The 22,139-nt window shown below is 43.7% G+C and carries 19 protein-coding genes; 11 read left to right on the top strand and 8 right to left on the bottom strand.

The window, feature by feature from the left end:
- The first annotated feature begins 174 nt into the window (after nt 1-174).
- A complete protein-coding gene (locus tag A9Z07_RS12725) occupies nt 175-1,896 on the top strand; it encodes a GGDEF domain-containing protein (protein ID WP_069579144.1) in 1,722 nt (573 codons plus the stop codon).
- Nucleotides 1,897-1,913: 17 nt separating this feature from the next.
- On the opposite strand, the gene A9Z07_RS18065 is transcribed toward A9Z07_RS12725, so the two are convergent.
- The 3 genes from A9Z07_RS18065 to uvrA all read right to left on the bottom strand — a co-directional run bounded on the left by A9Z07_RS18065 (nt 1,914) and on the right by uvrA (nt 5,714).
- Nucleotides 1,914-2,225, bottom strand: a complete 312-nt coding sequence (locus A9Z07_RS18065) for a hypothetical protein (protein WP_069579142.1) — start codon at nt 2,223-2,225, stop codon at nt 1,914-1,916.
- Between the two features lie 12 nt (nt 2,226-2,237).
- Nucleotides 2,238-2,756 carry an AbiJ-NTD4 domain-containing protein gene (locus A9Z07_RS18060; protein ID WP_069579139.1) on the bottom strand — a complete coding sequence of 173 codons (519 nt, stop codon included), beginning with the start codon at nt 2,754-2,756 and terminating at the stop codon, nt 2,238-2,240.
- 126 nt (nt 2,757-2,882) lie between these two features.
- Nucleotides 2,883-5,714: an excinuclease ABC subunit UvrA gene (uvrA, locus tag A9Z07_RS12710; RefSeq protein ID WP_069579137.1), complete on the bottom strand. Its 2,832-nt coding sequence runs from the start codon at nt 5,712-5,714 to the stop codon at nt 2,883-2,885.
- Between the two features lie 244 nt (nt 5,715-5,958).
- Here uvrA and A9Z07_RS12705 point away from each other — a divergent pair, with 244 nt between their 5' ends.
- The 3 genes from A9Z07_RS12705 to A9Z07_RS12695 all read left to right on the top strand — a co-directional run bounded on the left by A9Z07_RS12705 (nt 5,959) and on the right by A9Z07_RS12695 (nt 7,966).
- Nucleotides 5,959-6,561 (top strand): TetR/AcrR family transcriptional regulator, encoded by a 603-nt coding sequence (locus A9Z07_RS12705; protein WP_004776200.1) that lies wholly within the window; start codon nt 5,959-5,961, stop codon nt 6,559-6,561.
- 3 nt (nt 6,562-6,564) lie between these two features.
- Nucleotides 6,565-7,542, top strand: a complete 978-nt coding sequence (locus A9Z07_RS12700; RefSeq protein WP_069579134.1) for a zinc-binding dehydrogenase — start codon at nt 6,565-6,567, stop codon at nt 7,540-7,542.
- Between the two features lie 70 nt (nt 7,543-7,612).
- Nucleotides 7,613-7,966: a DUF1304 domain-containing protein gene (locus A9Z07_RS12695; protein ID WP_005260113.1), complete on the top strand. Its 354-nt coding sequence runs from the start codon at nt 7,613-7,615 to the stop codon at nt 7,964-7,966.
- A 151-nt stretch (nt 7,967-8,117) separates the two neighbouring features.
- On the opposite strand, the gene tenA is transcribed toward A9Z07_RS12695, so the two are convergent.
- Nucleotides 8,118-8,792, bottom strand: coding sequence for a thiaminase II (tenA, locus tag A9Z07_RS12690; protein WP_069579132.1), 675 nt, complete (start codon nt 8,790-8,792; stop codon nt 8,118-8,120).
- Nucleotides 8,793-8,964: 172 nt separating this feature from the next.
- Here tenA and A9Z07_RS12685 point away from each other — a divergent pair, with 172 nt between their 5' ends.
- From A9Z07_RS12685 to A9Z07_RS12670, 4 genes are all read left to right on the top strand, one after another.
- The gene (locus A9Z07_RS12685; RefSeq protein WP_004776195.1) at nt 8,965-10,047 is read left to right on the top strand and encodes a DUF475 domain-containing protein; all 1,083 of its coding nucleotides are present in this window, start codon (nt 8,965-8,967) and stop codon (nt 10,045-10,047) included.
- 157 nt (nt 10,048-10,204) lie between these two features.
- Nucleotides 10,205-11,566, top strand: coding sequence for an MFS transporter (locus tag A9Z07_RS12680; RefSeq protein ID WP_005260109.1), 1,362 nt, complete (start codon nt 10,205-10,207; stop codon nt 11,564-11,566).
- A gap of 51 nt (nt 11,567-11,617) precedes the next feature.
- Nucleotides 11,618-12,193, top strand: a complete 576-nt coding sequence (ssb, locus tag A9Z07_RS12675) for a single-stranded DNA-binding protein (RefSeq protein WP_004776192.1) — start codon at nt 11,618-11,620, stop codon at nt 12,191-12,193.
- A 424-nt stretch (nt 12,194-12,617) separates the two neighbouring features.
- Nucleotides 12,618-14,054 carry an amino acid permease gene (locus tag A9Z07_RS12670; protein WP_069579125.1) on the top strand — a complete coding sequence of 479 codons (1,437 nt, stop codon included), beginning with the start codon at nt 12,618-12,620 and terminating at the stop codon, nt 14,052-14,054.
- A 64-nt stretch (nt 14,055-14,118) separates the two neighbouring features.
- On the opposite strand, the gene A9Z07_RS12665 is transcribed toward A9Z07_RS12670, so the two are convergent.
- Nucleotides 14,119-15,618 (bottom strand): PLP-dependent aminotransferase family protein, encoded by a 1,500-nt coding sequence (locus A9Z07_RS12665; protein WP_062846271.1) that lies wholly within the window; start codon nt 15,616-15,618, stop codon nt 14,119-14,121.
- 154 nt (nt 15,619-15,772) lie between these two features.
- Between A9Z07_RS12665 and gabT the strand changes: the two genes are divergently transcribed.
- Nucleotides 15,773-17,065: a 4-aminobutyrate--2-oxoglutarate transaminase gene (gabT, locus tag A9Z07_RS12660; protein ID WP_069579119.1), complete on the top strand. Its 1,293-nt coding sequence runs from the start codon at nt 15,773-15,775 to the stop codon at nt 17,063-17,065.
- Nucleotides 17,062-18,510, top strand: a complete 1,449-nt coding sequence (locus A9Z07_RS12655; RefSeq protein WP_069579112.1) for an NAD-dependent succinate-semialdehyde dehydrogenase — start codon at nt 17,062-17,064, stop codon at nt 18,508-18,510. The genes gabT and A9Z07_RS12655 overlap by 4 nt, the downstream gene beginning before the upstream one ends.
- Nucleotides 18,511-18,602: 92 nt before the next feature.
- Here A9Z07_RS12655 and A9Z07_RS12650 read toward each other — a convergent pair whose 3' ends face one another.
- Nucleotides 18,603-19,280, bottom strand: a complete 678-nt coding sequence (locus A9Z07_RS12650; protein ID WP_069579106.1) for a hydrolase — start codon at nt 19,278-19,280, stop codon at nt 18,603-18,605.
- Between the two features lie 135 nt (nt 19,281-19,415).
- Here A9Z07_RS12650 and A9Z07_RS12645 point away from each other — a divergent pair, with 135 nt between their 5' ends.
- Nucleotides 19,416-20,336 (top strand): LysR substrate-binding domain-containing protein, encoded by a 921-nt coding sequence (locus tag A9Z07_RS12645; protein ID WP_069579101.1) that lies wholly within the window; start codon nt 19,416-19,418, stop codon nt 20,334-20,336.
- Between the two features lie 8 nt (nt 20,337-20,344).
- On the opposite strand, the gene A9Z07_RS12640 is transcribed toward A9Z07_RS12645, so the two are convergent.
- Both A9Z07_RS12640 and ycaC read right to left on the bottom strand, forming a co-directional pair.
- Nucleotides 20,345-21,271: a LysR substrate-binding domain-containing protein gene (locus A9Z07_RS12640; protein ID WP_069579094.1), complete on the bottom strand. Its 927-nt coding sequence runs from the start codon at nt 21,269-21,271 to the stop codon at nt 20,345-20,347.
- A gap of 71 nt (nt 21,272-21,342) precedes the next feature.
- The gene (ycaC, locus tag A9Z07_RS12635; RefSeq protein ID WP_004776184.1) at nt 21,343-21,969 is read right to left on the bottom strand and encodes an isochorismate family cysteine hydrolase YcaC; all 627 of its coding nucleotides are present in this window, start codon (nt 21,967-21,969) and stop codon (nt 21,343-21,345) included.
- Nucleotides 21,970-22,139 lie beyond the last annotated feature (170 nt).

The raw sequence follows: 22,139 nt of genomic DNA, 5'->3' as shown, positions 1-22,139 counted from the left end.
AATAATATTTTTTTTTCATAGTTTACTTGGAAATCTAGAGAATCTTGCTGTTATCGCTTAATACGCACAAAAAACTCTGCATAATCGTAGTCGTGTGATTTAAAATTCAGGTAAAATTATTATCTGTTTAAAATGCAATCGAGACCTTTTTTTGAAAAATAGTCAGGTGTGTTAATGGGGCAACACTTAAAAAGCTCGAAATTACGTTCTGAGCAAATTAGTCGGCGCCTATTTCTTTGCATGCTCGTTATTATTTTTTCTATCTCTTATCTTTCTATTCCTCTAATTATCAATAGTTATCAAGAATATATAAGAACCAATCAAACACTGACCGAAATCATTAGTTTGCGTAGCTTGGTCAAGACCGCAAATAAAATTTCCAAAGAGCGTGCGCCGTCAAATAAGGTGATGTCGAGTCAACCTCAAGATCTGGCTGAAAATCGTAAGGAATTGCTGGAATACCGCAAGCTGGTCGATATGCAAATTGATCGGACCATTGAAGTTTTAAAACACAATGGTTTTGAAATGATTGCCGAGGACCTAGATACAGATCTTAAAACGAAATTGGCTCAGGCACGTACTGTCGTGGATGCGTATGCGGATACTCCGAAGCATCAGCGAACATCGGTCCAGTTTGATCGCGCTATTTTGTCCATGTTTGATGTTTGGGACGAAAGTCGCGAGCTTTTAAAATGGCTGATGGTTCAGTCGAATAGCAAAAATAGCAAAATGTCGAACTATTTCACCTCGATCCTGATTTTAACCGATATGCGGGATCAGGCAGGTCGTGTGGCTTCAAATATTATGGCACCTGTGACATTCGATGAGAAAATTTCTGATGAGAATCGGGCGCGTTCATTACAGACTCAGCACCAAGCCATTTATCTTTGGGGGCTGATTGATACCATCCAGCCTGAACAATCAAAATCACCTGAATATGTTCGACTTTATTTGAGGGTAAAAACAGAATTTCTGGATAAGGGACTGCCCATCATTTCGCAGTTACTGGATGAAAGTAAAAATAATGAAGCTTATTTTATTTCAGGGACGGAATTGACCGATCAAATGGTCGGAAAATTTACCACTGTGATGGATTTGCAGAATTATATTCTGAACGACAGTATTGAAGTTGCAGAAGATCAAAACCGACGCGCAAAACTACAGTTTATCTTTACCCTGTGTATTTCCAGTTTATCGTTGCTGATTGCCATCTTTACCATGATTTATGCCAAGAGAAGGGTATTTGGGCCATTAATCAATGCACGAAATATGATTTTGCGTCTTTCGGGGACTTCTGATGAGCTTTCTCATATGACCAAAAACAAGGAAGAGTTTTTTTCCTTGTTTGAAGCTATTGATAAACTCAAAGGTATGTTGAAACAGCGCGATACGATGGAGTTGCAATTAAAGCAAATCGCGAATTCTGATGTACTGACAGGCGTGGCAAACCGGTTGGCATTGGAAGAATATATTGCTGCGCTGGAAGCTAAACCTGAGGGCTTATCACAAACGTGTGTGATCGCGATTGATATTGATAATTTCAAGTTTGTAAATGATCAGTATGGGCATATTGTCGGAGATCAGGTCATAACCATGATTGCAGATCAGCTTAAACGCAATGTGCGGGCTTCTGACCTGATCGTGCGTTATGGCGGTGATGAGTTTCTGATTGTTCTTGAAAATATTCAAATGGACGCTGCCAAAGCCATTGCAGAGAATATTCGTCTAGGTGTTATTCAGGAAAATATTATGATTCCAAGTTTGGCTAAAGAGATTCAGGTTTCGGTGAGTGTTGGTATTGCGATTGGGGCAAATAGTTGGTTAGCGTTGTTAGAAAAAGCGGATCAATCGTTGTTAAAAGCGAAGGCAAAAGGGAAGAATGTGGTGGAGGGGTAAACTCTCTTACCCCCAACCTATTTTGTCTTCTCAATTAAATAGTTTATGAAGTTTGTACAAGAAACTAGCATGAACTTAGCATCGATATAAGATAAATTCGATTCTTCTAGCATCGCATGTCGTATACCATCTCCATCCGAGGCATAACCATAAAGTTGGCTTAAACTACTTTTTAGGGCAGCATGTAAGCTATATCTGTCCTCAATGATTTTTAGTGCTTTACCCAAAGTCGCTTTATCATCTTGCGTGATAATTTTACAAATTGATTCGACAGCACTAATGGATTCTTTAATTGAGTTTCTATAGTCAGGGCTTTGTCTATCTGACATGAGTTTTAATGCCTAATTTAAATGCAGTTGAACACCTGAATATTGGTTAGTATTTTCTAATGCTTGTTCAATAGACTGTATTTCTTGTTCACTTGTAATTTCAAGTATATTACCGTTTGATAAGCGATAAGCTGATAAATATTTTTCGAGGCAAAGATTAACTGAGTTAGAAAATGAATCTGAGCTATATCTGATATTAGGATAGTTATCTAACGTAACCTCAATAAAATCATAAACTTCATACCATTGGCACATCATAAAATATTTTTTTAATGCTGATATACCTTCACTTCTCCCAAATGGTATTTCATCGGTAGGTTTATGAAAAAGGTTCATATAAATATTAAGGAAAAAGCCTTCTAAATTGCTTCCCAAAATACGGGAGCTACCAGGCTGGACTACATTGTTAAAATTAGAAAAAAGTATTCTGTCATACAGAGACCATAAAGCATTTCTGAGTTCTTGATCAATTAACTCTTTTTGAATTATTTCTCGAACAAGTTTATATCCATATCTTTCTGAGAATCGCATTATTTACCTCAAAATTATAAAAATTTTCTTTTTATTCAATCTAAAAATCTCCCCTAGCCCCTCTTTTGAAAAGAGGGGAAGTCTTCCTTTTGATACGAAATACGAAGTCTAGGGTTCGCGGATAAATTACTTCAACATCGGCTTTAAGAAGCGCCCTGTATGTGAAATCTCGACTTTAGCTACTTGCTCAGGTGTGCCTTCGGCAATGATTTGACCACCACCAGAACCACCTTCAGGGCCTAAATCAATTACCCAGTCAGCGGTCTTGATCACATCCAGATTATGTTCAATCACCACGATGGTATTACCCTTATTGCGTAGCTCATACAAAATGTCGAGTAACTTGGCAATATCATGGAAATGCAGACCTGTAGTCGGTTCATCCAAGATATATAAGGTTCGACCCGTATCGCGTTTTGCCAACTCACGTGCCAGTTTCACACGTTGTGCTTCACCACCAGAAAGTGTTGTTGCCGCTTGTCCTAAACGGATATAGCCAAGCCCGACTTGAGTCAAAGTATCTAAACGACGATGAATCACAGGAATGGCACTAAAGAATTCAGCGGCATCTTCCACCGTCATTTCCAAGATATCAGAAATGTTCTTGCCTTTATAACCGACTTCTAAGGTTTCACGGTTATAACGCTTGCCATGACAAGCATCACAAGGCACATACATATCTGGCAGGAAGTGCATTGCGACTTTGATCATGCCGTCGCCTTCACAGGCCTCACAACGTCCACCTTTCACGTTAAACGAGAAACGGCCTGCGCTGTAACCACGTGCTTTGGCTTCAGGTGTTTGTGCAAACAATTCACGAATCGGCGTGAATAAACCCGTATAAGTTGCAGGGTTTGAACGTGGGGTACGACCAATAGGACTCTGGTCAATATCAACCACTTTATCCAAATGCTGTAAGCCATCAATCGAGTCAAACTTTTCCGCAGTCAGCGTGGTTGCGCCATTGAGCTGAGTCGCAGCCAAAGGCAATAAGGTACGGTTGATTAGCGTTGATTTACCAGAACCAGATACCCCAGTCACACAGGTCATGATACCCAATGGAATGGTCAGATCAACGTTCTGTAAGTTGTGTCCGCTTGCACCAGAGAGTTTGATCACTTCATCAGGGCGAGGAGATTGGGTACGTTGTTTCGGTACTTCAATCTTCAATTTACCTGACAGATATTGACCTGTAAGCGAGTCGGCATGATTGGCCAATTCATCATAAGTTCCTTCCGCAATCACGGCACCGCCATGAATACCTGCACCTGGCCCAATATCAATAATATGGTCAGCAGCACGGATGGCATCTTCATCATGCTCAACCACCAGTACTGTATTACCCAAATCACGCAAGCGAATCAGGGTTTGTAGTAAGCGGTCATTATCTCGTTGATGTAGACCAATCGAAGGTTCATCCAGCACATACATCACGCCCATTAAACCTGCACCGATCTGAGAAGCCAGACGAATACGTTGTGCTTCACCACCTGAAAGGGTTTCGGCTGAACGTGCCAAACTGAGATAATTCAGGCCAACACTGACCAGAAAGTGTAAACGCTCACGAATCTCTTTAAAGATTTTATCGGCGATTTCACCTTTAGCACCTTCAAGATTGAGGTCTTGATAATAGTTTTCCGCATCACCAATCGACATCTTGGTGATTTGAGCAATGGTCTTATCTTTAACACGAACATGACGAGAAATTTCATTCAGACGTGAACCGCCGCAAGCATCACACGCTGCATTCGACAAGTATTGTGCCAGATCATCACGGACATAATTCGATTCAGTTTCACGGTAGCGACGTTCTAAATGCGGCAAAATCCCTTCAAAGGCTTGCACACGACTGTGCTTACGACCACGTTCATCGATATAACTGAGGTCGATTTTCTCTTTGCCTGTGCCTTGCAGGAATTTCTTTTGCGTATCTTTATCGAGTTTATTCCAAGGCTCATCCAGATCAATGCCGAAATGATCTGCGACTTTTTGCAGCATGGTGTAGTAATACGGGCGCTGTCTGTCCCAACCACGAATCGCACCTTGGCTAATTGAGATTTCAGGATTTGGAATCAGCTTATCTGAACTGAAATGGCTACGCGTGCCCAAACCATCACAGACAGGGCAGGCACCGAATGGGTTATTGAATGAAAATAGACGTGGTTCAAGTTCAGCTACGGCGCGGTCACATTCTGGACAAGAATGTTTTGCCGAAAACACGCGTTCAGGATGTTCGCCATTCATCCATGATAAAACCGCAATATCACCGCCTAGACGTAATGCGGTTTCAAACGATTCTGCGATACGGTTACCGAGATCGTCACGCACTTTAAAACGATCGACCACCACTTCAATGGTATGTTTTTTCTTTTTGTCCAGTTCAGGTGGGGTATCAATATCAATGATTTCACCATCAACGCGGGCGCGAACAAAACCTTGGCCTTGTAACTGTTCAAACAGCTGGGTGTATTCACCTTTACGCTCACGCACCACAGGCGCAAGCAACATCAAAGCAGTGCCTTCTTCCAGACTTTTAACGGCATCGACCATTTCTGAAATGGTTTGTGCCACCATTGGCAGGTCATGTTCAGGACAATACGGTGTACCCACGCGTGCATAAAGCAAACGCAAATAGTCGTAAATTTCAGTAATGGTACCGACGGTCGAACGTGGGTTATGACTCGTTGATTTTTGTTCAATCGCAATCGCAGGCGATAAACCTTCAATCGAATCGACTTCTGGTTTTTCCATTTGTGACAGGAATTGGCGCGCATAAGCCGACAGTGATTCGACATAACGGCGCTGGCCTTCGGCATACAAGGTATCAAAGGCCAAGGATGATTTTCCTGAGCCAGAAAGTCCCGTAATCACCACAAACTTGTCACGTGGGATATCGAGTGACACATTTTTTAAATTATGAGTACGTGCGCCTCGAATACGGATATGACTTTGACTCATAAATACATCTCAATAAGCTGAACATGAAAACATGTATATGATAACGATTTAAAATTGTTCAAGTGGTATAAAAATATTTAAAACGACAAATTGTGACGGTTAATGAACTGGTTCACATTTGTCTTATGCAATATGCCTTGTATTTTTAGCATTCAATGCCGCAGATTACTACCGATAAACAGAGGGAGAATAAAAATACACAAATTACTAGACGACTGGTCTAATATTAATTTATAGTGTGCTTATGAAACGATCAACGAAAAGTGAAGCGACTCGACAACACATTCTTGATACCAGCTTTGAACTGGTATTACGTAAAGGTTTTGTTGGGGTCGGCTTGCAAGAAATTCTCAAGACCTGTGATGTCCCGAAAGGGTCGTTCTACCATTATTTTGCTTCCAAGGAAGCTTTTGGCTGTGCCTTACTGGAACAGTACATGGTGGACTATAAAGTTCGGGTAGAGCAGCTTTGGCAACAGACTGAACCAAATGCCCATGCACGCCTAATGGCTTTATGGCAGGCGTGGATTGATGATCCTGTGTATGGCAGTTGGGCGGAGAATTGTCTGATTGTGAAATTAGGTGCAGAGGTTGCAGATTTATCTGAGGACATGCGTGAGATTCTCAATCTTGGCGTACATCGATTGACACAGCGAGTGGCACTGTTACTACAAGAAGGGCAACAACAAGGCTCCATTCCACTACATCTTGACCCATTTAAAACAGCGCAGGTGATGTATCAATTATGGCTAGGTGCGGCCCTGATGACCAAGTTAGCTCAAGACAAAGCGCCGCTACATTTAGCTTTAGAAACAACACAACAGCTGTTGCAACCGACCAAGGAATAAACCATGCAAAGTATTATCCATCAAAGTTTTGGTGAGCCTGTAGACGTATTACAGCAGGCAGAAATGCCTCAGCCTGAGCCTAAAGCAGGTGAAGTTCGTATTAAAACCATTATGTCTCCTATGCATAACCATGATGTCTGGACTGTGCGTGGTAGCTATGGCTATAAGCCAACACTCCCTGCCATTGGGGGTAGCGAAGCGGTGGGGATTGTTGATGCGGTAGGCGAAGGTGTTGATGAAAGTAAATTAGGCCAACGTGTTGCGGTTGCTGGTGTACATGGCAGTTGGGCAGAATATTTTATTGCACCTGCACATGGCATTATTCCCTTAAATGATGCTATTGATAATGAAACAGCAGCTCAATTGATCGGCATGCCAATCAGCGCCTTGATGTTACTGGATTTTGTGAATGTACAGCCGGGTCAATGGCTGATTCAGAACACGGCAAATGGTGCGGTCGGTAAAACAGTTGCAATGATTGCTCAAGCACGTGGGTTACAAGTTATTAATCTGGTTCGCCGTACTGATGCGATTGCAGAAATGCAGGCACTCGGCATCCAGCACGTGGTGGCGACGGATCAGGACGATTGGAAACAGCAAGTCAAAGCCATCCATGCAGATCAAGCGTTAATTGCAGGAGTAGATTCAATTGGCGGCAGTGCCAGTGGTGAAATGTTGAATCTACTCAGTGAAAATAGTCTGTTGGTTTCATTTGGCAGTATGACAGGCGAAACCATGCAGATTTCATCGGGTGACCTGATTTTTAAACAGGCGACGGTAAAAGGTTTCTGGGCAAGCGTGGTGAGTAAAGAAATGCCAGCAGAGAGTAAAAAGGCATTATTTGTAGAACTTCTGACACTGGCAGCGCAAAAGAAACTGGTTCTACCTGTTGAAGGTGTCTTTAGCTTTGACGAAATCAAAACTGCTGCACTCAAGGCAACCCAAGGCGCTCGTCAAGGTAAAGTCTTGTTGAAGCCCTAAGTTAAATCATCACTGCCAGCCGTGAGGCTGGTTTCATGCGCTATGTCGTCATTATAAAAAGGATAATCAGATGATTGGATCGTTATTGATTGGACTCATTGCCTTATTACACGTCTATATTCTTGTGCTGGAAATGTTTTTGTGGGACAAGCCTTATGGTTTAAAAGCCTTTGGCAATAGTCTGGAAAAAGCACAGCTCACCAAAGTGTTAGCACAAAATCAGGGGCTGTATAATGGCTTTCTTGCAGCAGGTTTATTCTGGTCACTACTGGCGCCTGCAAGCTATGCCATTGCGATTGCCAATTTCTTTTTGGGCTGTGTGCTGATCGCTGGAATCTATGGTGGTTTGACTGCCAGCAAGAAGATTATTTACATTCAGGCTGTACCAGCATTGATTGCTTTAATTGTGGTGAATGTTTTTTAGTCGAGAGATATAAGTAGGCAACTGGACGGATTTATGTTTTAATGCGCCCAGTTTGAGATGAGCCTCATACAGTATATCGGACGATACGATATACGACTAAGCCCCTTAATTGGGGCTTTTTTATGTCTAGAGAAAAGTGCAGGGGAAGGGCTTAAGCCAGATCCAAACCTAGCCATTGACGTTGCTGATAGGCGCTATCCCAGAATAACCATTCCAGTTTTGCACCCATAGTATAGGCGGCATGCATTTTCGCTAAGGTATCCTCATCACAACGTGCAGCCACTTTATCTACAGTCGCAATCACGTTACTTACCGCGGTATTAAATTCCTCACCTGCATAGGTATCAATCCATGCCTGATACGGATTATTTTCAACAGATTGGTTGATAATGTCTTTGCCCACTTCGGCATAAATCCAGAAACATGGCAGCAAGGCAGCCAAAATGACGGGATAGCTTTCTGACCATGCTGTGGCGGTGAGGAAAGAAGTGTAATGATGGCAAGCAAGCGTAAGCGGCGTGCTCTCAAACTCAGTTTTGCTCACATCAAATTCCTGCATAAAATCATTATGCAAACTGCGTTCTACAATAATGGCGATTTTTGCTGCTTCGGAAAATTGGATCACATCATCGGCTTCATAGGCTTTTGCCGCAGCCACAGCCAGTGCACGACCATAGGCCAATAAGTAATGCGCATCTTGAATGACATAGTGACAAAAGACTTTACGATCTAATGTCCCTGCTGCAAGTTCTTGATTAAAAGGCAATGCTAATATTTTTTGATATAAGTCTTGATTACGTTGCCAAACATCTTGAGAAAACGTCATGGATTGAACCTATTAAAAAACACGATAAATAAACCTGCCAGCACTATAGCAGAGTCTGCTGGAGATAAAATTTTCTTCAAAATAAGTGCAACAATCTTTTGTCTATTTCCACTCAAACTCGCCTACAATAGACACATTTTTATAACCCGACTATTTGAATAAAAGGCTGCTCATGAAGCATTTTCGTTTCTCAATTTTCTTTACGGTAGTGTGTCTTGCACTATCGGCCTACTGGGGCTATACGCACGGGCCTGAAGCAGGCGTAGCCACCATGCTCAAAGCCTTGACGATTACTGCGATTCTGGCGGTAATGGAAGTCTCTTTATCGTTTGATAATGCGGTTGTAAATGCCTCGGTTCTACGTGGCTGGGATCATTTCTGGAAGATGATTTTCTTAACCGTTGGGATCCTGATTGCCGTATTTGGTATGCGTTTGATTTTCCCTGTAGTGATCGTTGCCGTGACGGCAGATATGGGCATGATCGAAGTTGCAAAATTGGCCTTAAATGATCCAAAAACCTATTCAGAACGTTTAATGGAGCATCATGCTGAAATTGCAGCCTTTGGTGGAACGTTCTTATTGCTGGTATTCCTGAACTTCTTCTTTGATGATGGCAAAGAAACCCATTGGTTTAAATGGTTAGAAGCAAAACTGGCGCATTTGGCTAGCGTACCTGCAATGTCGGTTTTCCTTGCATTGATCGCGATGATTATTATGGCTGCAAACGTAGAAGAATCATCTCGTTTGGCCGTGACTATGGCGGGTATCTGGGGCATCGTGGTGTATATCGGTGTACAAGTTTTGAGTCATTTACTCGGTGGCGAACCTGAAATTGATGAAAATGGCAATGCCGTGACTCATGACTCAAATGGCGCAGCGACAGGTGTAGTGAAAGCGGGTTTTGGTGGTTTCCTTTACCTCGAAGTACTTGATGCATCATTCAGTTTTGATGGTGTGATTGGTGCCTTCGCGATTACCAGCGATGTCGTGATCATCATGCTAGGCCTTGCGATTGGTGCGATCTTTGTCCGTTCGATGACGATTTATCTGGTAGAGAAAGGCACATTGGATGCTTATATCTTCCTTGAACATGGCGCGCATTATGCGATTGGTGCCTTGGCATTTATCATGATCGCCAGCGGTACTGGCTTGCACGTACCTGAAATCGTGACAGGTTTAATCGGTGTGGCCTTTATTGTCTGGGCTGTGATTGCCTCGATCCAGTACAGCAAGCGGGAACATCAGGCCTCTTAAGCTTGTTTTCAGCTTGAACAGCTATGTTAAGTAAAGGAGCGAATGTCGCTCCTTTATTTTTCCCTGAAGAAAGATTGTGATTTTCATGATCTAACTTACAACCTTTGCAGGCGAATGGCTTATAATTCGCTGAGCCAGTTATAGTGTCTTATCAACAATGAATGCTTTAGAACGCCGTTCAACCTTTGCCTTAAGTAGCATTTTTGCCTTACGCATGTTGGGCTTGTTCATGATTATTCCTGTCTTTTCAGTAGCGGGACAATCCTATCAATACGCGACGCCAGCCTTAATTGGTCTTGCGGTCGGGGTATATGGCTTAACACAGGCAATTTTACAGATTCCATTTAGCTTGTTGGCAGATCGTTTTAGTCGTAAGCCTTTGGTGGTGCTTGGACTGTTGCTGTTTGCAATCGGTGGGGCAATTGCAGGTTTATCGGACACCATTTATGGCGTGATTATTGGTCGTGCTATTGCAGGCGCAGGTGCAGTTTCAGCGGTGGTGATGGCATTACTGGCAGATGTCACACGAGAAGAACAACGTACCAAAGCCATGGCTGCTATGGGCATGAGTATTGGTATGTCTTTTGTGGTGGCTTTCAGTTTGGGGCCGTGGCTCACCAGTCTGGTCGGTATTTCTGGTCTATTCTTTGTGACCACGATTATGGGCTTGGCAGCGATAGCAATGCTATTGCTTGTACCTAAAGTCACGCGACACCATCGAAACTACCAGCAAGGTTATCTGAATCAGCTCAAGCAAGTCATCCAGATGGGCGAGTTAAATCGTCTGCATGTCTCTGTCTTTGCACTGCACTTATTGCTGACTGCGATGTTTATTTATGTGCCTTCACAGCTCATTGAATATGCAGGAATTCCATTAGCGAAGCATGGTTTAGTCTATTTACCACTCTTGGTAATCAGTCTGTTCTTTGCTTTTCCAAGCATTATCATTGCGGAAAAATATCGCAAAATGCGGGGCATTTTTCTCACTGCCATTGCAGGGATTATCGGTGGCTTACTGATCCTGATTTTTGGCTATGAATCAAAATACGTGTTACTGGCTGGATTAGGTCTATTCTTTATTGCATTTAACGTGATGGAAGCGTTATTGCCCTCATGGTTGTCTAAGGCCGCGCCGATTCAGTCAAAAGCGACTGCGATGGGGGTGAATGCCAGTAGCCAGTTCCTCGGCGCTTTCTTTGGTGGTACCTTGGGCGGGCAACTTTTGATGATGCAGAATACTGCGCTCGGGTGGAGTGTGTTGACGGGGATTGCTATAATATGGCTGCTGATTAGTTTTGGATTGGCACAGCCAAGATATCTATCCTCAATTGTATTGCCTTTACCTCAGACGGTACAAACTGACGAATGGACTTCAAAACTTTTGGCAATTCGTGGTATTGAAGAAGTCGTGGTGATGCCTGAACAACAAGTTGCTTATATTAAAGTCGATAAACAGTGCATAGATGATGCTGGGCGACAAGATTTAACGCACTTGATTGGCAAAGAGGTAGCCATTTGATCATAACTCTTATAAAGTGAAACATATAAATATATAGGATGAAGACAGCTAATGCGTGGTGTGAATAAAGTTATTTTAGTAGGTACTTTAGGACGAGATCCAGAAACAAAAACCTTCCCGAACGGAGGTTCTCTCACTCAATTCTCGATTGCAACGAGTGAGTCGTGGATGGACAAAAGTACGGGTGAACGTAAAGAGCAAACGGAATGGCATCGTATTGTGTTGCATAACCGTTTAGGGGAAATTGCTCAACAATATCTACGTAAAGGCTCAAAAGTTTATATCGAAGGTTCATTGCGTACGCGTCAATGGACAGACCAGAATGGTCAGGAACGTTATAGCACTGAAATCCGTGGCGACCAGATGCAAATGCTTGATACGCGTCAGCAAGGCGAGCAAAGCGGTGGCGATTTCAATCAACCACGCTTTAACAACAATAATAATCAAGGCGGCGGCTACCAAAACACGGGTTATAACAATAATAACAACCAGAATGGCGGCTTTAACGGCGGCAACCAAGGTAATTATGCGGGTAGCCCTCAAGCAGGTAATGGTTTTAATACACCAAAAGCAGCACCTCAACCGGCTGCAGCACCTGCGGACTTAGATGACGACTTACCGTTCTAAGCCCAAATCAGACGCATAAAAGCGAGGATAACTTCGGTTATACCTCGCTTTTTTATTGGATAATTACCTGCACCAGACATTCTTATAACGATCTTCGCAGCATCCATCTTGAGATGATTTCAATCATTTGATTCTAAAAACCAAATTAAATAGCACGCTTAAACATCCGATTTGAAAATGTGCAACGTTGATTGTAAATCCTGCAATTGGCCCTCTCTTTTATTATAAAAATGGCTCTCGTTTCTTTGCTGTCGAACCGACAAATTAAGTGTATTGGACGTATGCATACGGAAGCGTCGGTTTAGTCATATAAATATCCATGAATGGATGATGAACAAAACGACTAAATTTTTTGAGGGTATTTTTTATTTCAGAATGCACTGTTCTGAGGTGGGGATATTCTCCTTAGATTAAGGAAAATAATATGGCAGCACATCCAGACTGTTCTGAGGCCAATAGGTCTCAAGGCTTACAAAGTGGATTGAAATCGCGCCATCTAACCATGATCTCCATTGCAGGTGTGATTGGTGGTGCCTTATTCGTTGGTTCGGGTAACGTTATTTACTCTGCAGGCCCAGCTGTTATTCTGGCTTATGCCTTAGGCGGGCTGCTGGTTCTGTTCATTATGCGCATGCTTGGTGAAATGGCGGTGCTGAATCCCGATAGTGGTTCATTCTCGACTTATGCGGATCGTGCCATCGGACGTTGGGCCGGTTTCTCAATTGGCTGGCTGTACTGGTGTTTCTGGACACTGTTGATGGGTTGGGAAGCCTATGTGGCAGGAAAGATTTTGCATAGCTGGTTTCCTTTTATTCCGATCTGGGGCTACATGTTACTGGTGATTGTGTCCTTGATCTGGGTCAATCTAAAAGACGTCAAAAGCTATGGGGAATTTGAATTCTGGTTTGCCCTGATCAAAGTCGTTGCGATTATTATCTTTTTGGTGATTGGCAGTTTAGCCATTTTACATCTATGGCCATGGGGCGAGATTGCACAGACGGCGAGTTCAGGAGGCTTATTTCAACAAGAATTTATGCCCAATGGGATCGCGCCAGTCATTACCGCTTTATTGGGTGTGATGTTTGCCTATGTTGGCGCAGAAATTGTCACAGTGGCGGCTGCGGAAGCCAAAAGTCCTGAAAAAGAAATTCGCAAAGCGTCGAATTCGGTGGTCTGGCGTATTTTATTGTTCTATGTCGGATCAATGTTGATTACGGTCTGTTTGATTCCCCATGACAACCCTTTATTAAAAGATCCGACGTGGGGAACGTATAGCGTTACCCTGACAGCACTTGGCATTCCTGAAGCACGTCATATTGTGAATTTCGTGGTGCTAACCTCTGTTTGTAGCTGCTTTAACTCGGCACTGTACACCTGTTCGCGCATGTTATTTTCATTGTCCAAACGTGGTGATGCACCAAAATGTCTGGCGGTGACCAATCGTCAGGGCAGTCCGTGGATTGGAGTGTTATTTTCCAGTTTGTTTGCTGTTGTTGCCGTCTATTTGACTGCTACAGAAAGTATGAATGTTTATGATGTGCTGATGATGGCGACGGGCACAGTTGCTTTATATGTGTATTTGGCGATTGCTTGTTCCCAGTTGCGGATGCGTAAAAAATACGAACGTGAAGGTAAACATATCGACTTTAAAATGTGGCTTTTCCCGTGGATTACCTATGCCGTGATTTTCATTATTATTGGATCTTTAGTGGTGATGTTGATTGAAGGGACTTATTTTAAAGAAGTGACCTATACTTCAATGCTGGCCTTGGCGATTGTATTGGTGGGTGTGCTGGTACAGAAATTGAATAAGGGGAAAGTCGGGGAAAATGCCCTGATACAGGAAAAACAATCGATCTAAACATGCATGAACCATGATTTAAATCCATAGAGAATCTCGTGATTGAGATTCTCTATTTTTTTATTTAAGACAACGTTGCCACACCTGCTTCGCGTAGACATTGCAATAACACACCAAAGGCCATCACCATGTCTTTTTCATTGACACAGGCAAAGCCCATCAGCAGTCCACGCTGCGCATGGGCATGAGAGTGCATATAATATTGTGACAGTGCACGCACCTTGACGCCACGTTCTAGGGCGGTGGCTGCAACAGCAACATCATCACATTGGGCAGGAAGTTTGAGCACCAGATGCAAGCCTGCTGCTTCATCATATTCATGCACAAATTCTGTCCCCAAATATCGATTAATCAGACTGACCAAGTAATCACGTCGTTTGCCATAGAGCAAACGCATGCGACGGATATGTGCTTCATAATGGCCTTCACGAATAAATTCAGCGAGGGCTTTTTGCTCAAGCAAATGTCCACCCCGATATAATTCTGCCGCCACAATCCGTAAAGGGGAAAATAGTGGTTTAGGCACCACCACATAACCGATGCGTAATGAGGGATAAATGGTTTTACTAAAAGTACCCATGTAGATCACAGGTGCATCATTTTCCAGACCTTGCAGGGAAGGATAAGGCTGACCCGAGAAGCGGAATTCACTGTCATAATCATCTTCAACAATCCAGCTGTGATGCTGACGCGCGATCTGGATCAACTGTTTTCTTCTGTCCAGACTTAAATGCGAACCGAGTGGATATTGATGTGAGGGTGTCACAAAAATCAGTTTAGGTGGTTGTGCAGGCTGTTCCTCTGGAATAATTCCTTCGGCATCGACAGGCATGGGTTGAATATCCAGTCCATTGATCCTTAAGGTATTCCGCATGCCCCAATACGCTGGGTCTTCAATCCAGACACGATCTCCGATATCACTCAGTGCCCGAGAGACCAGATCAATCGCCTGATGGATGCCTTCGGTAATAATAATCTGGTCAGCATCGCAGTGGACTGAACGGGCAACACGTAAATAGTCTGCCAAGGCACTGCGTAGCTCAATACAACCACCCGCACTGCTATAAATCAGTCGGTTAATATCGGGTTCACGGCTGAGGCGGGCTTGAATACGGCTGAAAATATGATGTGGAAACTCGGTTACATCGGGCGCACCAGGGACAAAAGCACCCCATTGATGCGGAGAGGCCGCGGCATAGCCCAATAAACTTGATCCTCGTTGTGACAACACAAAGGAGGTTTGTTGCTGAGCAATAGGCGCTTGTTTTTTATTTGTCTTGGTATTTAAAAAGGCTTCGGGAAGCTGTTCTGCCACCCAAGTGCCATGACCTGTACGTGCCTCAAGATAGCCTTCGGCCTGAAGTTGCTCATAGGCTGAAAGCACCGTATTACGGGAGACATGAATTTCACTGGCTAAATCACGTGAAGCAGGTAAACGCGTTTTGGGCTGGATCACACCTTCGATAATGGCCCCGCGTAAACAGCGAAATAAGCGCTGATGTAGTTTTCCTTCCATGTCCTGTTGGAGACGTTGTAATAAATGATCTCCAAGTAAACTACGCAATTGGCTCTCTCCTTCAATTTAAAAGTGGCTCTCGTCACTGGCCTTCATACGCGCGAAATTACAGGTATAGACAGTCCTTGTAAAACATCCTGAAAAAAACCGAGCTGGATGTCGGGCAACACTGTAATTGATGATGAAAATATGAGGGAATTAAATGAACGATCAACATTCTGCACTTAACACACGTAAACAGCAAGCAACACCGCGTGGTGTGGGCGTAATATGCCAGTGGTATGCAGCAAAAGCAGAAAATGCAACAATTTGGGACAAGGATGGCAACGCGTTTATCGATTTTGCAGGTGGCATTGCAGTTTTAAATACAGGCCATCGTCATCCCAAAGTGATTGCCGCAGTGACTGAGCAACTCAGCAAGTTTACTCATACCGCTTATCAGGTGACCCCTTACGAAAGTTATGTGGCTTTGGCTGAACGGATTAATGAACGCGCGCCGATTGCGGGTGCAGCCAAGTCTGCTTTCTTTACCACGGGTGCCGAAGCGGTTGAGAATGCCGTGAAAATTGCACGTTCATGTACAGGCCGTCATGGCATTATCACCTTTGGTAATGGTTTCCACGGTCGTTCATTTATGACTATGGCAATGACAGGGAAAACAGCACCATACAAACGCGATTTTGGGGTGATGCCAGCAGGTGTGTTCCATGCTCGTTACCCTGTGCCAGCCAAAGGCATTAGCGTCGATGCAGCCATTGCCAGTGTTGAAGATGTTTTCAGTGAAGACATTGCACCGCATGACGTGGCGGCGATTGTACTGGAACCTGTACAAGGTGAAGGTGGTTTCAATGTGGTGCCTGCCGAGTTTTTAAAGCGTTTACGTGCCTTATGTGACAAGCATGGTATTTTACTGGTGGCCGATGAAGTACAAACTGGTTTTGCTCGTACAGGCAAACTGTTTGCCATGAATCATTTTGAAACCAAAGCTGATCTGATCACGATGGCAAAAAGTCTAGGTGGTGGTTTCCCGATTTCTGGTGTGGTTGGACGTGCCGAAGTCATGGATGCACCAAACCCAGGCGGTCTGGGTGGAACCTATGCAGGCAACCCGATTGCGGTTGCGGCAGCCCACGCCGTGATTGATGCGATTGAACAAGAAAAGCTGTGCGAACGTGCCAATGAACTGGGTGCTGAATTGGTTGCTGTACTTAAAAATATCCAGCAGGAATCGGGTGATGTGGTCACCGATATTCGTGCACTCGGATCGATGGTGGCGGTTGAGCTGGAAACAGCTGAGCAAGCAAAAGCTGTACAAAACTATGCAATGGAAAACGGTTTGTTACTCCTAACTTGCGGTAAATACGGTAACGTTATTCGTTTCCTATATCCATTAACGATTCCTGCTGAACAATTCCGTCAAGGTCTAGAAATCTTGAAACAAGGTTTTGTCGCATTGAATACAAATCGCGTAACAGCAATGGAGCAACCTGCATGATTCAAAACAATTTGCAGTATCTTTTAAAACACCCAGATATTGCATTTAATCAGCCTGCATCAAGTGATTATATTGAAGTTAATGATGCAGCAACTGGCGATACCTTGGCTTGGGTCAAAACCTATGACCGTGCGGCTGTGGACGCTGCGATTCAGCGTTCTGCCCAAGCACAGGCGGCATGGAAAAAGCAAACTGCACTGTTCCGTGCGGATGTGTTGTTGGCGTGGTATAACCTGATGCTCGAGCACAAAGAAAATCTGGCGCAGATTTTAACGGCTGAACAAGGTAAACCGCTGGCAGAAGCGCGTGGTGAAATTGCCTATGCGGCCTCCTTTATTCGCTGGTTTGCCGAGCAGGCACGCCGTATTGATGGTGAAGTATTAACCTCAACCCAGCCACATCAGCGCTTACTTGTGATTAAACAGGCGATTGGGGTAACGGCTGCAATCACGCCGTGGAATTTCCCAGCCGCGATGATTACCCGTAAGGCAGCACCTGCGATTGCTGCGGGCTGTACCATGCTGGTCAAACCTGCGGAACAAACACCATTAACCGCGTATGCACTTGAAGTGTTGGCTTTACAGGCAGGCTTACCTGCCGATGTGCTGATCAATATCAGTGGTGATGCAGTTGAAGTCGGCAAGACCTTATGCGAAAGCGATATTGTCCGTAAGCTCAGTTTTACCGGTTCAACGCAAGTGGGTCGTATCTTGATGCAGCAATGTGCGCCAAGCATTAAAAAGCTCTCGTTTGAATTAGGTGGGAATGCACCTGTACTGGTGTTTGATGATGCCAATCTGGAACAGGCGGTGCAGGGCATTATGGCCAGCAAATACCGCAATAGCGGACAAACTTGCGTGTGTGCTAACCGTATTTATGTACAAGATGGCATTTACGATGCGTTGGCGGAACGTTTAGTTGAAGCCGTATCCAAACTGAAAGTTGGAGATGGGCGTCAGGACGGTTCAACCCAAGGGCCATTGATTGATGAAGATGCGATTGCCAAAGTCCAGTCGCATATTGCCGATGCGACCTCGAAAGGGGCGACGGTACGGATTGGCGGACAGCGTTCAGCCATAGGTGGAACATTCTTTGAACCGACTGTGTTAACGGGCGTCACCCAAGACATGAAGGTGTCGAAAGAAGAAACCTTTGGACCACTTGCTCCTTTATTCCGTTTTAAAACCGAAGATGAAGCAGTGGCAATGGCGAACGATACCGAGTTTGGCTTAGCGGCTTATCTATTTACCCAAAGTACAGCTCGTCAATGGCGAGTGGGTGAAGAACTGGAATATGGCATGGTTGGCATCAACACTGGAGCTATTTCAAATGAAGTTGCGCCATTTGGTGGTGTTAAACAGTCTGGCTTAGGCCGTGAAGGTTCAAAATTCGGCATAGAAGAATATGTTGAAATGAAGTATCTCTGTGTAGATTTATCTGAATAAGACATAAAACATTTTATGTCCTACACGGCAAAAGTTTGATAAAAAGCCAGTCATGCCCATTCATGACTGGCTTTTTTCAATAAGGTCTAGAACTAGCGTGCCGAGTCCAAAACTTCATGATTCTGGACAACAGCTTGCGCTTTGCTATAGCTTTCAATCAGCAACTGATAGGCTGGGAAAATTTGTGTATAAACCAGCGCCCATTCCTGCGCATCGTCACGGTTCCATGTACGCTGGATTTCAGAAGCAACAGCCGCTGTATCCATAGGCACGACACCTGCCTGAACCACACGTGCCAAGGTAATTTCTTCTGCCATTTTGCTATAAGTCCCTGAAGCATCCACAACCGCAAATACTTTATAGCCATCTGCAACGGCACTGATCGCTGGGAAAGCCATACATACGCTGGTAATTGTTCCTGCAATAATTAAGGTGTTGCGACCGGTTGCTTTCACTGCCTCAACAAAGTCTTGATTATGCCATGCGTTGATTTCACCTTTACGTGCAACATATTGTGCATGGGGTGCATTGGCATGAATCTCAGGAATAAGTGGACCATTTGGACCTTGCGGTACTGATGCCGTAGTAATCACAGGAATATTGGCTAAACTTGCAATTTTGGCAAGTGCAGCGGCACGCTGACGTAACTCAGGCATTGGCATATCACCGACGGTCTGGAATAAGCCGCTTTGATGATCAATCAATAGCATTACGGCATCATTGGCATCAATGACTGGTGCTTGACCATTGAAATTTGCTGGTGTTGTCATTGTTCTATCCTCATCATGTTATGGTTGGTATAATTGATAATATAGATAGGATAGTAGCTGAAAAATATCTAATATAGGATATATTGTCATGTATAGAGAACAATAAGGTTTCAATATAGGGCCGAGTAGATAAATATGAAAGATTTAAATGACTTATATTTTTTTGTCAAAGTGATCGACTGTGGCGGTTTTTCGGCAGCGAGCCAAGAACTGATGGTCACCAAGTCTTTATTGAGTCGCCGTATTGCCGAGTTGGAAGAGCGCCTTGGAGTCAAGCTGATTAATCGAACGACCCGACAGGTTTCTATTACTGAAGTGGGTAAAATCTATTATCAGCATTGCAAAGCGATGTTAATTGAAGCTGAGGCCGCAGAGGAAGCGATTGAATTTTTAACAGCAGAGCCACGTGGGCTGATTAAATTATCTTGCCCGACCAATTTATTGCATATCAATATCAGTCAAATGTTAAATGAGTTTTTACAGCTTTATCCGAAGATTAGTCTGCATGTGGAAGCCACCAATCGCCGTGTGGATTTGATCAACGAACGTTTTGACTTGGCGGTGCGCATTCGTCCTTTGCCGTTGGCGGACAGTGATTTAATTGTACGAGAGCTGGCTTTGGCGCGGCAATTTATTGTGGCGAGTCCAAATCTGCTGCATCAGTTTTATTCGATTACTGATCCGCAGCAGTTGACACAATTTCCAGTGCTGATGATGGAATCTTTTGCACCAGAGTATTATTGGCATTTATTTTCGCATGATCAGCAAGAAATTAAAGTACAGTGTCATCCCCGATTGACTACCACCGATTTAACAGCATTAAGAGAAGCCACTTTACAAGGTTTGGGTATCGCTAAATTACCTGAGTTAATGATCGCCGAAGATATTAAACAGGGGCGCTTGATTCATGTGTTACCTGAATGGCAACCCAAGGCAGAGTTGATCCATTTGGTGTACACGTCAAGACGCGGCTTGCTCCCATCGATGAAATTATTGATCGATTTTCTGGTGAAAAAATTTGCTGAGCTGAAACAGGAAAATTCAGTGTTGTATTAAAAACTGCACTATAAAGAATAGCCACTGTCAGTTTTTGCCAATTCACGTAGACCCAACATTAAGCTTTCAATCAGTTTTTCCACCACGAGACGTTGCCCCTTACGCGAGGCGTAGACCAATTGAACCGTACCACGATTGGATTTCCATTCTGGCAGTAAATGAATCAGTTTGCCTTTTTCAATGTCGGCTTGTACGGTCAGATAGGGCAGATCCGCGATTCCAAGCCCATCACTGACCGCATAATAGACGCCTGCCAGATCGTTACTTTTAACCCGCGGTTGATATGGCACATCCACAGTTTCATCACTGTCAACATGACACAAATGCCAGTAATATTGATGCTTCTGGATGCCTAGGGCTACACTCGGATAATGTTGTAAGTCTGAGTAATGTTCAATTGTATGATCTTGGAGTAACTCAGGTGCTGCCACTAAACAATGCTCAGTCCGGATTACATCGCGAACGATGAGGCTAGAATCCTGATTGGGTTCAAAACTGGTGCGAATCGCGATATCAATATCATCATGAAGAATATCAACACGACGGCTGGTCAGCTCTAAAGAAATCTCGACTTTGGGGTAGGTTTTGAGAAACTGATTCAGTAATTTCCGGATTTGAAAATGCATCATCAATGGAGGGCAACTGATCTTAACCAGTCCTTGCGGTTCATTTTTTTGTTTGAGCAAGATATTTTCAGCACATTCAACTTGTGCAATCACTTTGCAACATTCTTCATAAAATTCCTGTCCCAGCTCGGTCACTTTAAAGTGGCGCGTCGTTCGCTGGATCAGGCTGACATTAAATTTATTTTCCAGCTCAATGATACGACGGCTCAGCTTGGACTTACTGATATTTTCAGCTTCGCTGGCAGCACTAAAGCCGCCATGTTTGACCACCAGATAAAAATAATGAAAGTCGTCAAATGAGTTGATCAAGGCCAGTACGTTCCAATCAATATGAAAAGATTAGAATAGCATCAACTATTCTAATCTGATGTAGTGAAGCTTTATTTTTGAGCTGTATTCTGAGCGTAGCTATTCATTAAATTACGATAGTCTGGAATATGATTAGAGAACAAGGCACCTAAACCTTCAATGTCATTACGCCAGTCACGATGTAGTTCGCAGGCCATACCAAACCATGTCATCAGTTGCGCACCTGCCTGCGACATGCGGTCCCACGCGGCATCGCGGGTGAGTGCATTGAATGTTCCTGAAGCATCTGTAATCACAAAGACCTCAAAGCCTTCAGCCAAGGCCGAAAGAGCAGGGAAAGCGACACAAACCTCAGTGACAACGCCTGCGATAATCAACTGTTTTTTACCTGTGGCTTTGATCGCTTTGACAAAGTCTTCATTGTCCCACGCATTGATTTGTCCAGGGCGAGCAATATAAGGTGCATCGGGGAACATCTCTTTGAGTTCAGGCACCAACGGGCCATTGGGACCATTTTCAAAACTGGTGGTTAAAATGGTAGGTAAATTAAAATATTTTGCAGCATCTGCCAGCGCCAGTACATTATTTTTAAATTTATCTGGATCAATATCCCGAACCAATGAAAGTAGGCCTGTTTGGTGATCCACTAACAGTACCGCAGCATTGTCTTTATCTAAGCGAATATAGTCTTTAGTCATGGTTGTATCCTCAAATTGTTGTAAAAGTAAAATAAAAAGATCAGCTCTTTTTGTGATGTGCTGAAATAATCCTAGTCAAATTTTGCCAGCCGAAAAAGTTCAAAAAATGAGATAAACCATATCAAAAATAGGATGATTATTTTGATTGTGAACTGATATCTATTTTTATA

This window comes from Acinetobacter sp. YK3, from assembly GCF_001729365.1.
GTDB lineage: Bacteria > Pseudomonadota > Gammaproteobacteria > Pseudomonadales > Moraxellaceae > Acinetobacter > Acinetobacter vivianii.
Note: the sequence above shows the minus strand (reverse complement) of the source record. Positions and strands in the feature narration are given on the sequence as shown.

What these genes read in the sequence shown, in the direction of transcription:
- ssb (WP_004776192.1), top strand. Translation starts at nt 11,618, where the DNA reads ATGCGTGGTGTGAATAAAGTTATTTTAGTAGGTACTTTAGGACGAGAT.
- gabT (WP_069579119.1), top strand. Translation starts at nt 15,773, where the DNA reads ATGAACGATCAACATTCTGCACTTAACACACGTAAACAGCAAGCAACA.
- tenA (WP_069579132.1), bottom strand. Translation starts at nt 8,792, where the DNA reads ATGACGTTTTCTCAAGATGTTTGGCAACGTAATCAAGACTTATATCAA.
- A9Z07_RS12680 (WP_005260109.1), top strand. Translation starts at nt 10,205, where the DNA reads ATGAATGCTTTAGAACGCCGTTCAACCTTTGCCTTAAGTAGCATTTTT.
- A9Z07_RS12705 (WP_004776200.1), top strand. Translation starts at nt 5,959, where the DNA reads ATGAAACGATCAACGAAAAGTGAAGCGACTCGACAACACATTCTTGAT.
- uvrA (WP_069579137.1), bottom strand. Translation starts at nt 5,714, where the DNA reads ATGAGTCAAAGTCATATCCGTATTCGAGGCGCACGTACTCATAATTTA.
- A9Z07_RS18065 (WP_069579142.1), bottom strand. Translation starts at nt 2,225, where the DNA reads ATGTCAGATAGACAAAGCCCTGACTATAGAAACTCAATTAAAGAATCC.
- A9Z07_RS12700 (WP_069579134.1), top strand. Translation starts at nt 6,565, where the DNA reads ATGCAAAGTATTATCCATCAAAGTTTTGGTGAGCCTGTAGACGTATTA.
- A9Z07_RS12645 (WP_069579101.1), top strand. Translation starts at nt 19,416, where the DNA reads ATGAAAGATTTAAATGACTTATATTTTTTTGTCAAAGTGATCGACTGT.
- A9Z07_RS12655 (WP_069579112.1), top strand. Translation starts at nt 17,062, where the DNA reads ATGATTCAAAACAATTTGCAGTATCTTTTAAAACACCCAGATATTGCA.
- A9Z07_RS12670 (WP_069579125.1), top strand. Translation starts at nt 12,618, where the DNA reads ATGGCAGCACATCCAGACTGTTCTGAGGCCAATAGGTCTCAAGGCTTA.
- ycaC (WP_004776184.1), bottom strand. Translation starts at nt 21,969, where the DNA reads ATGACTAAAGACTATATTCGCTTAGATAAAGACAATGCTGCGGTACTG.
- A9Z07_RS18060 (WP_069579139.1), bottom strand. Translation starts at nt 2,756, where the DNA reads ATGCGATTCTCAGAAAGATATGGATATAAACTTGTTCGAGAAATAATT.
- A9Z07_RS12695 (WP_005260113.1), top strand. Translation starts at nt 7,613, where the DNA reads ATGATTGGATCGTTATTGATTGGACTCATTGCCTTATTACACGTCTAT.
- A9Z07_RS12650 (WP_069579106.1), bottom strand. Translation starts at nt 19,280, where the DNA reads ATGACAACACCAGCAAATTTCAATGGTCAAGCACCAGTCATTGATGCC.
- A9Z07_RS12685 (WP_004776195.1), top strand. Translation starts at nt 8,965, where the DNA reads ATGAAGCATTTTCGTTTCTCAATTTTCTTTACGGTAGTGTGTCTTGCA.
- A9Z07_RS12725 (WP_069579144.1), top strand. Translation starts at nt 175, where the DNA reads ATGGGGCAACACTTAAAAAGCTCGAAATTACGTTCTGAGCAAATTAGT.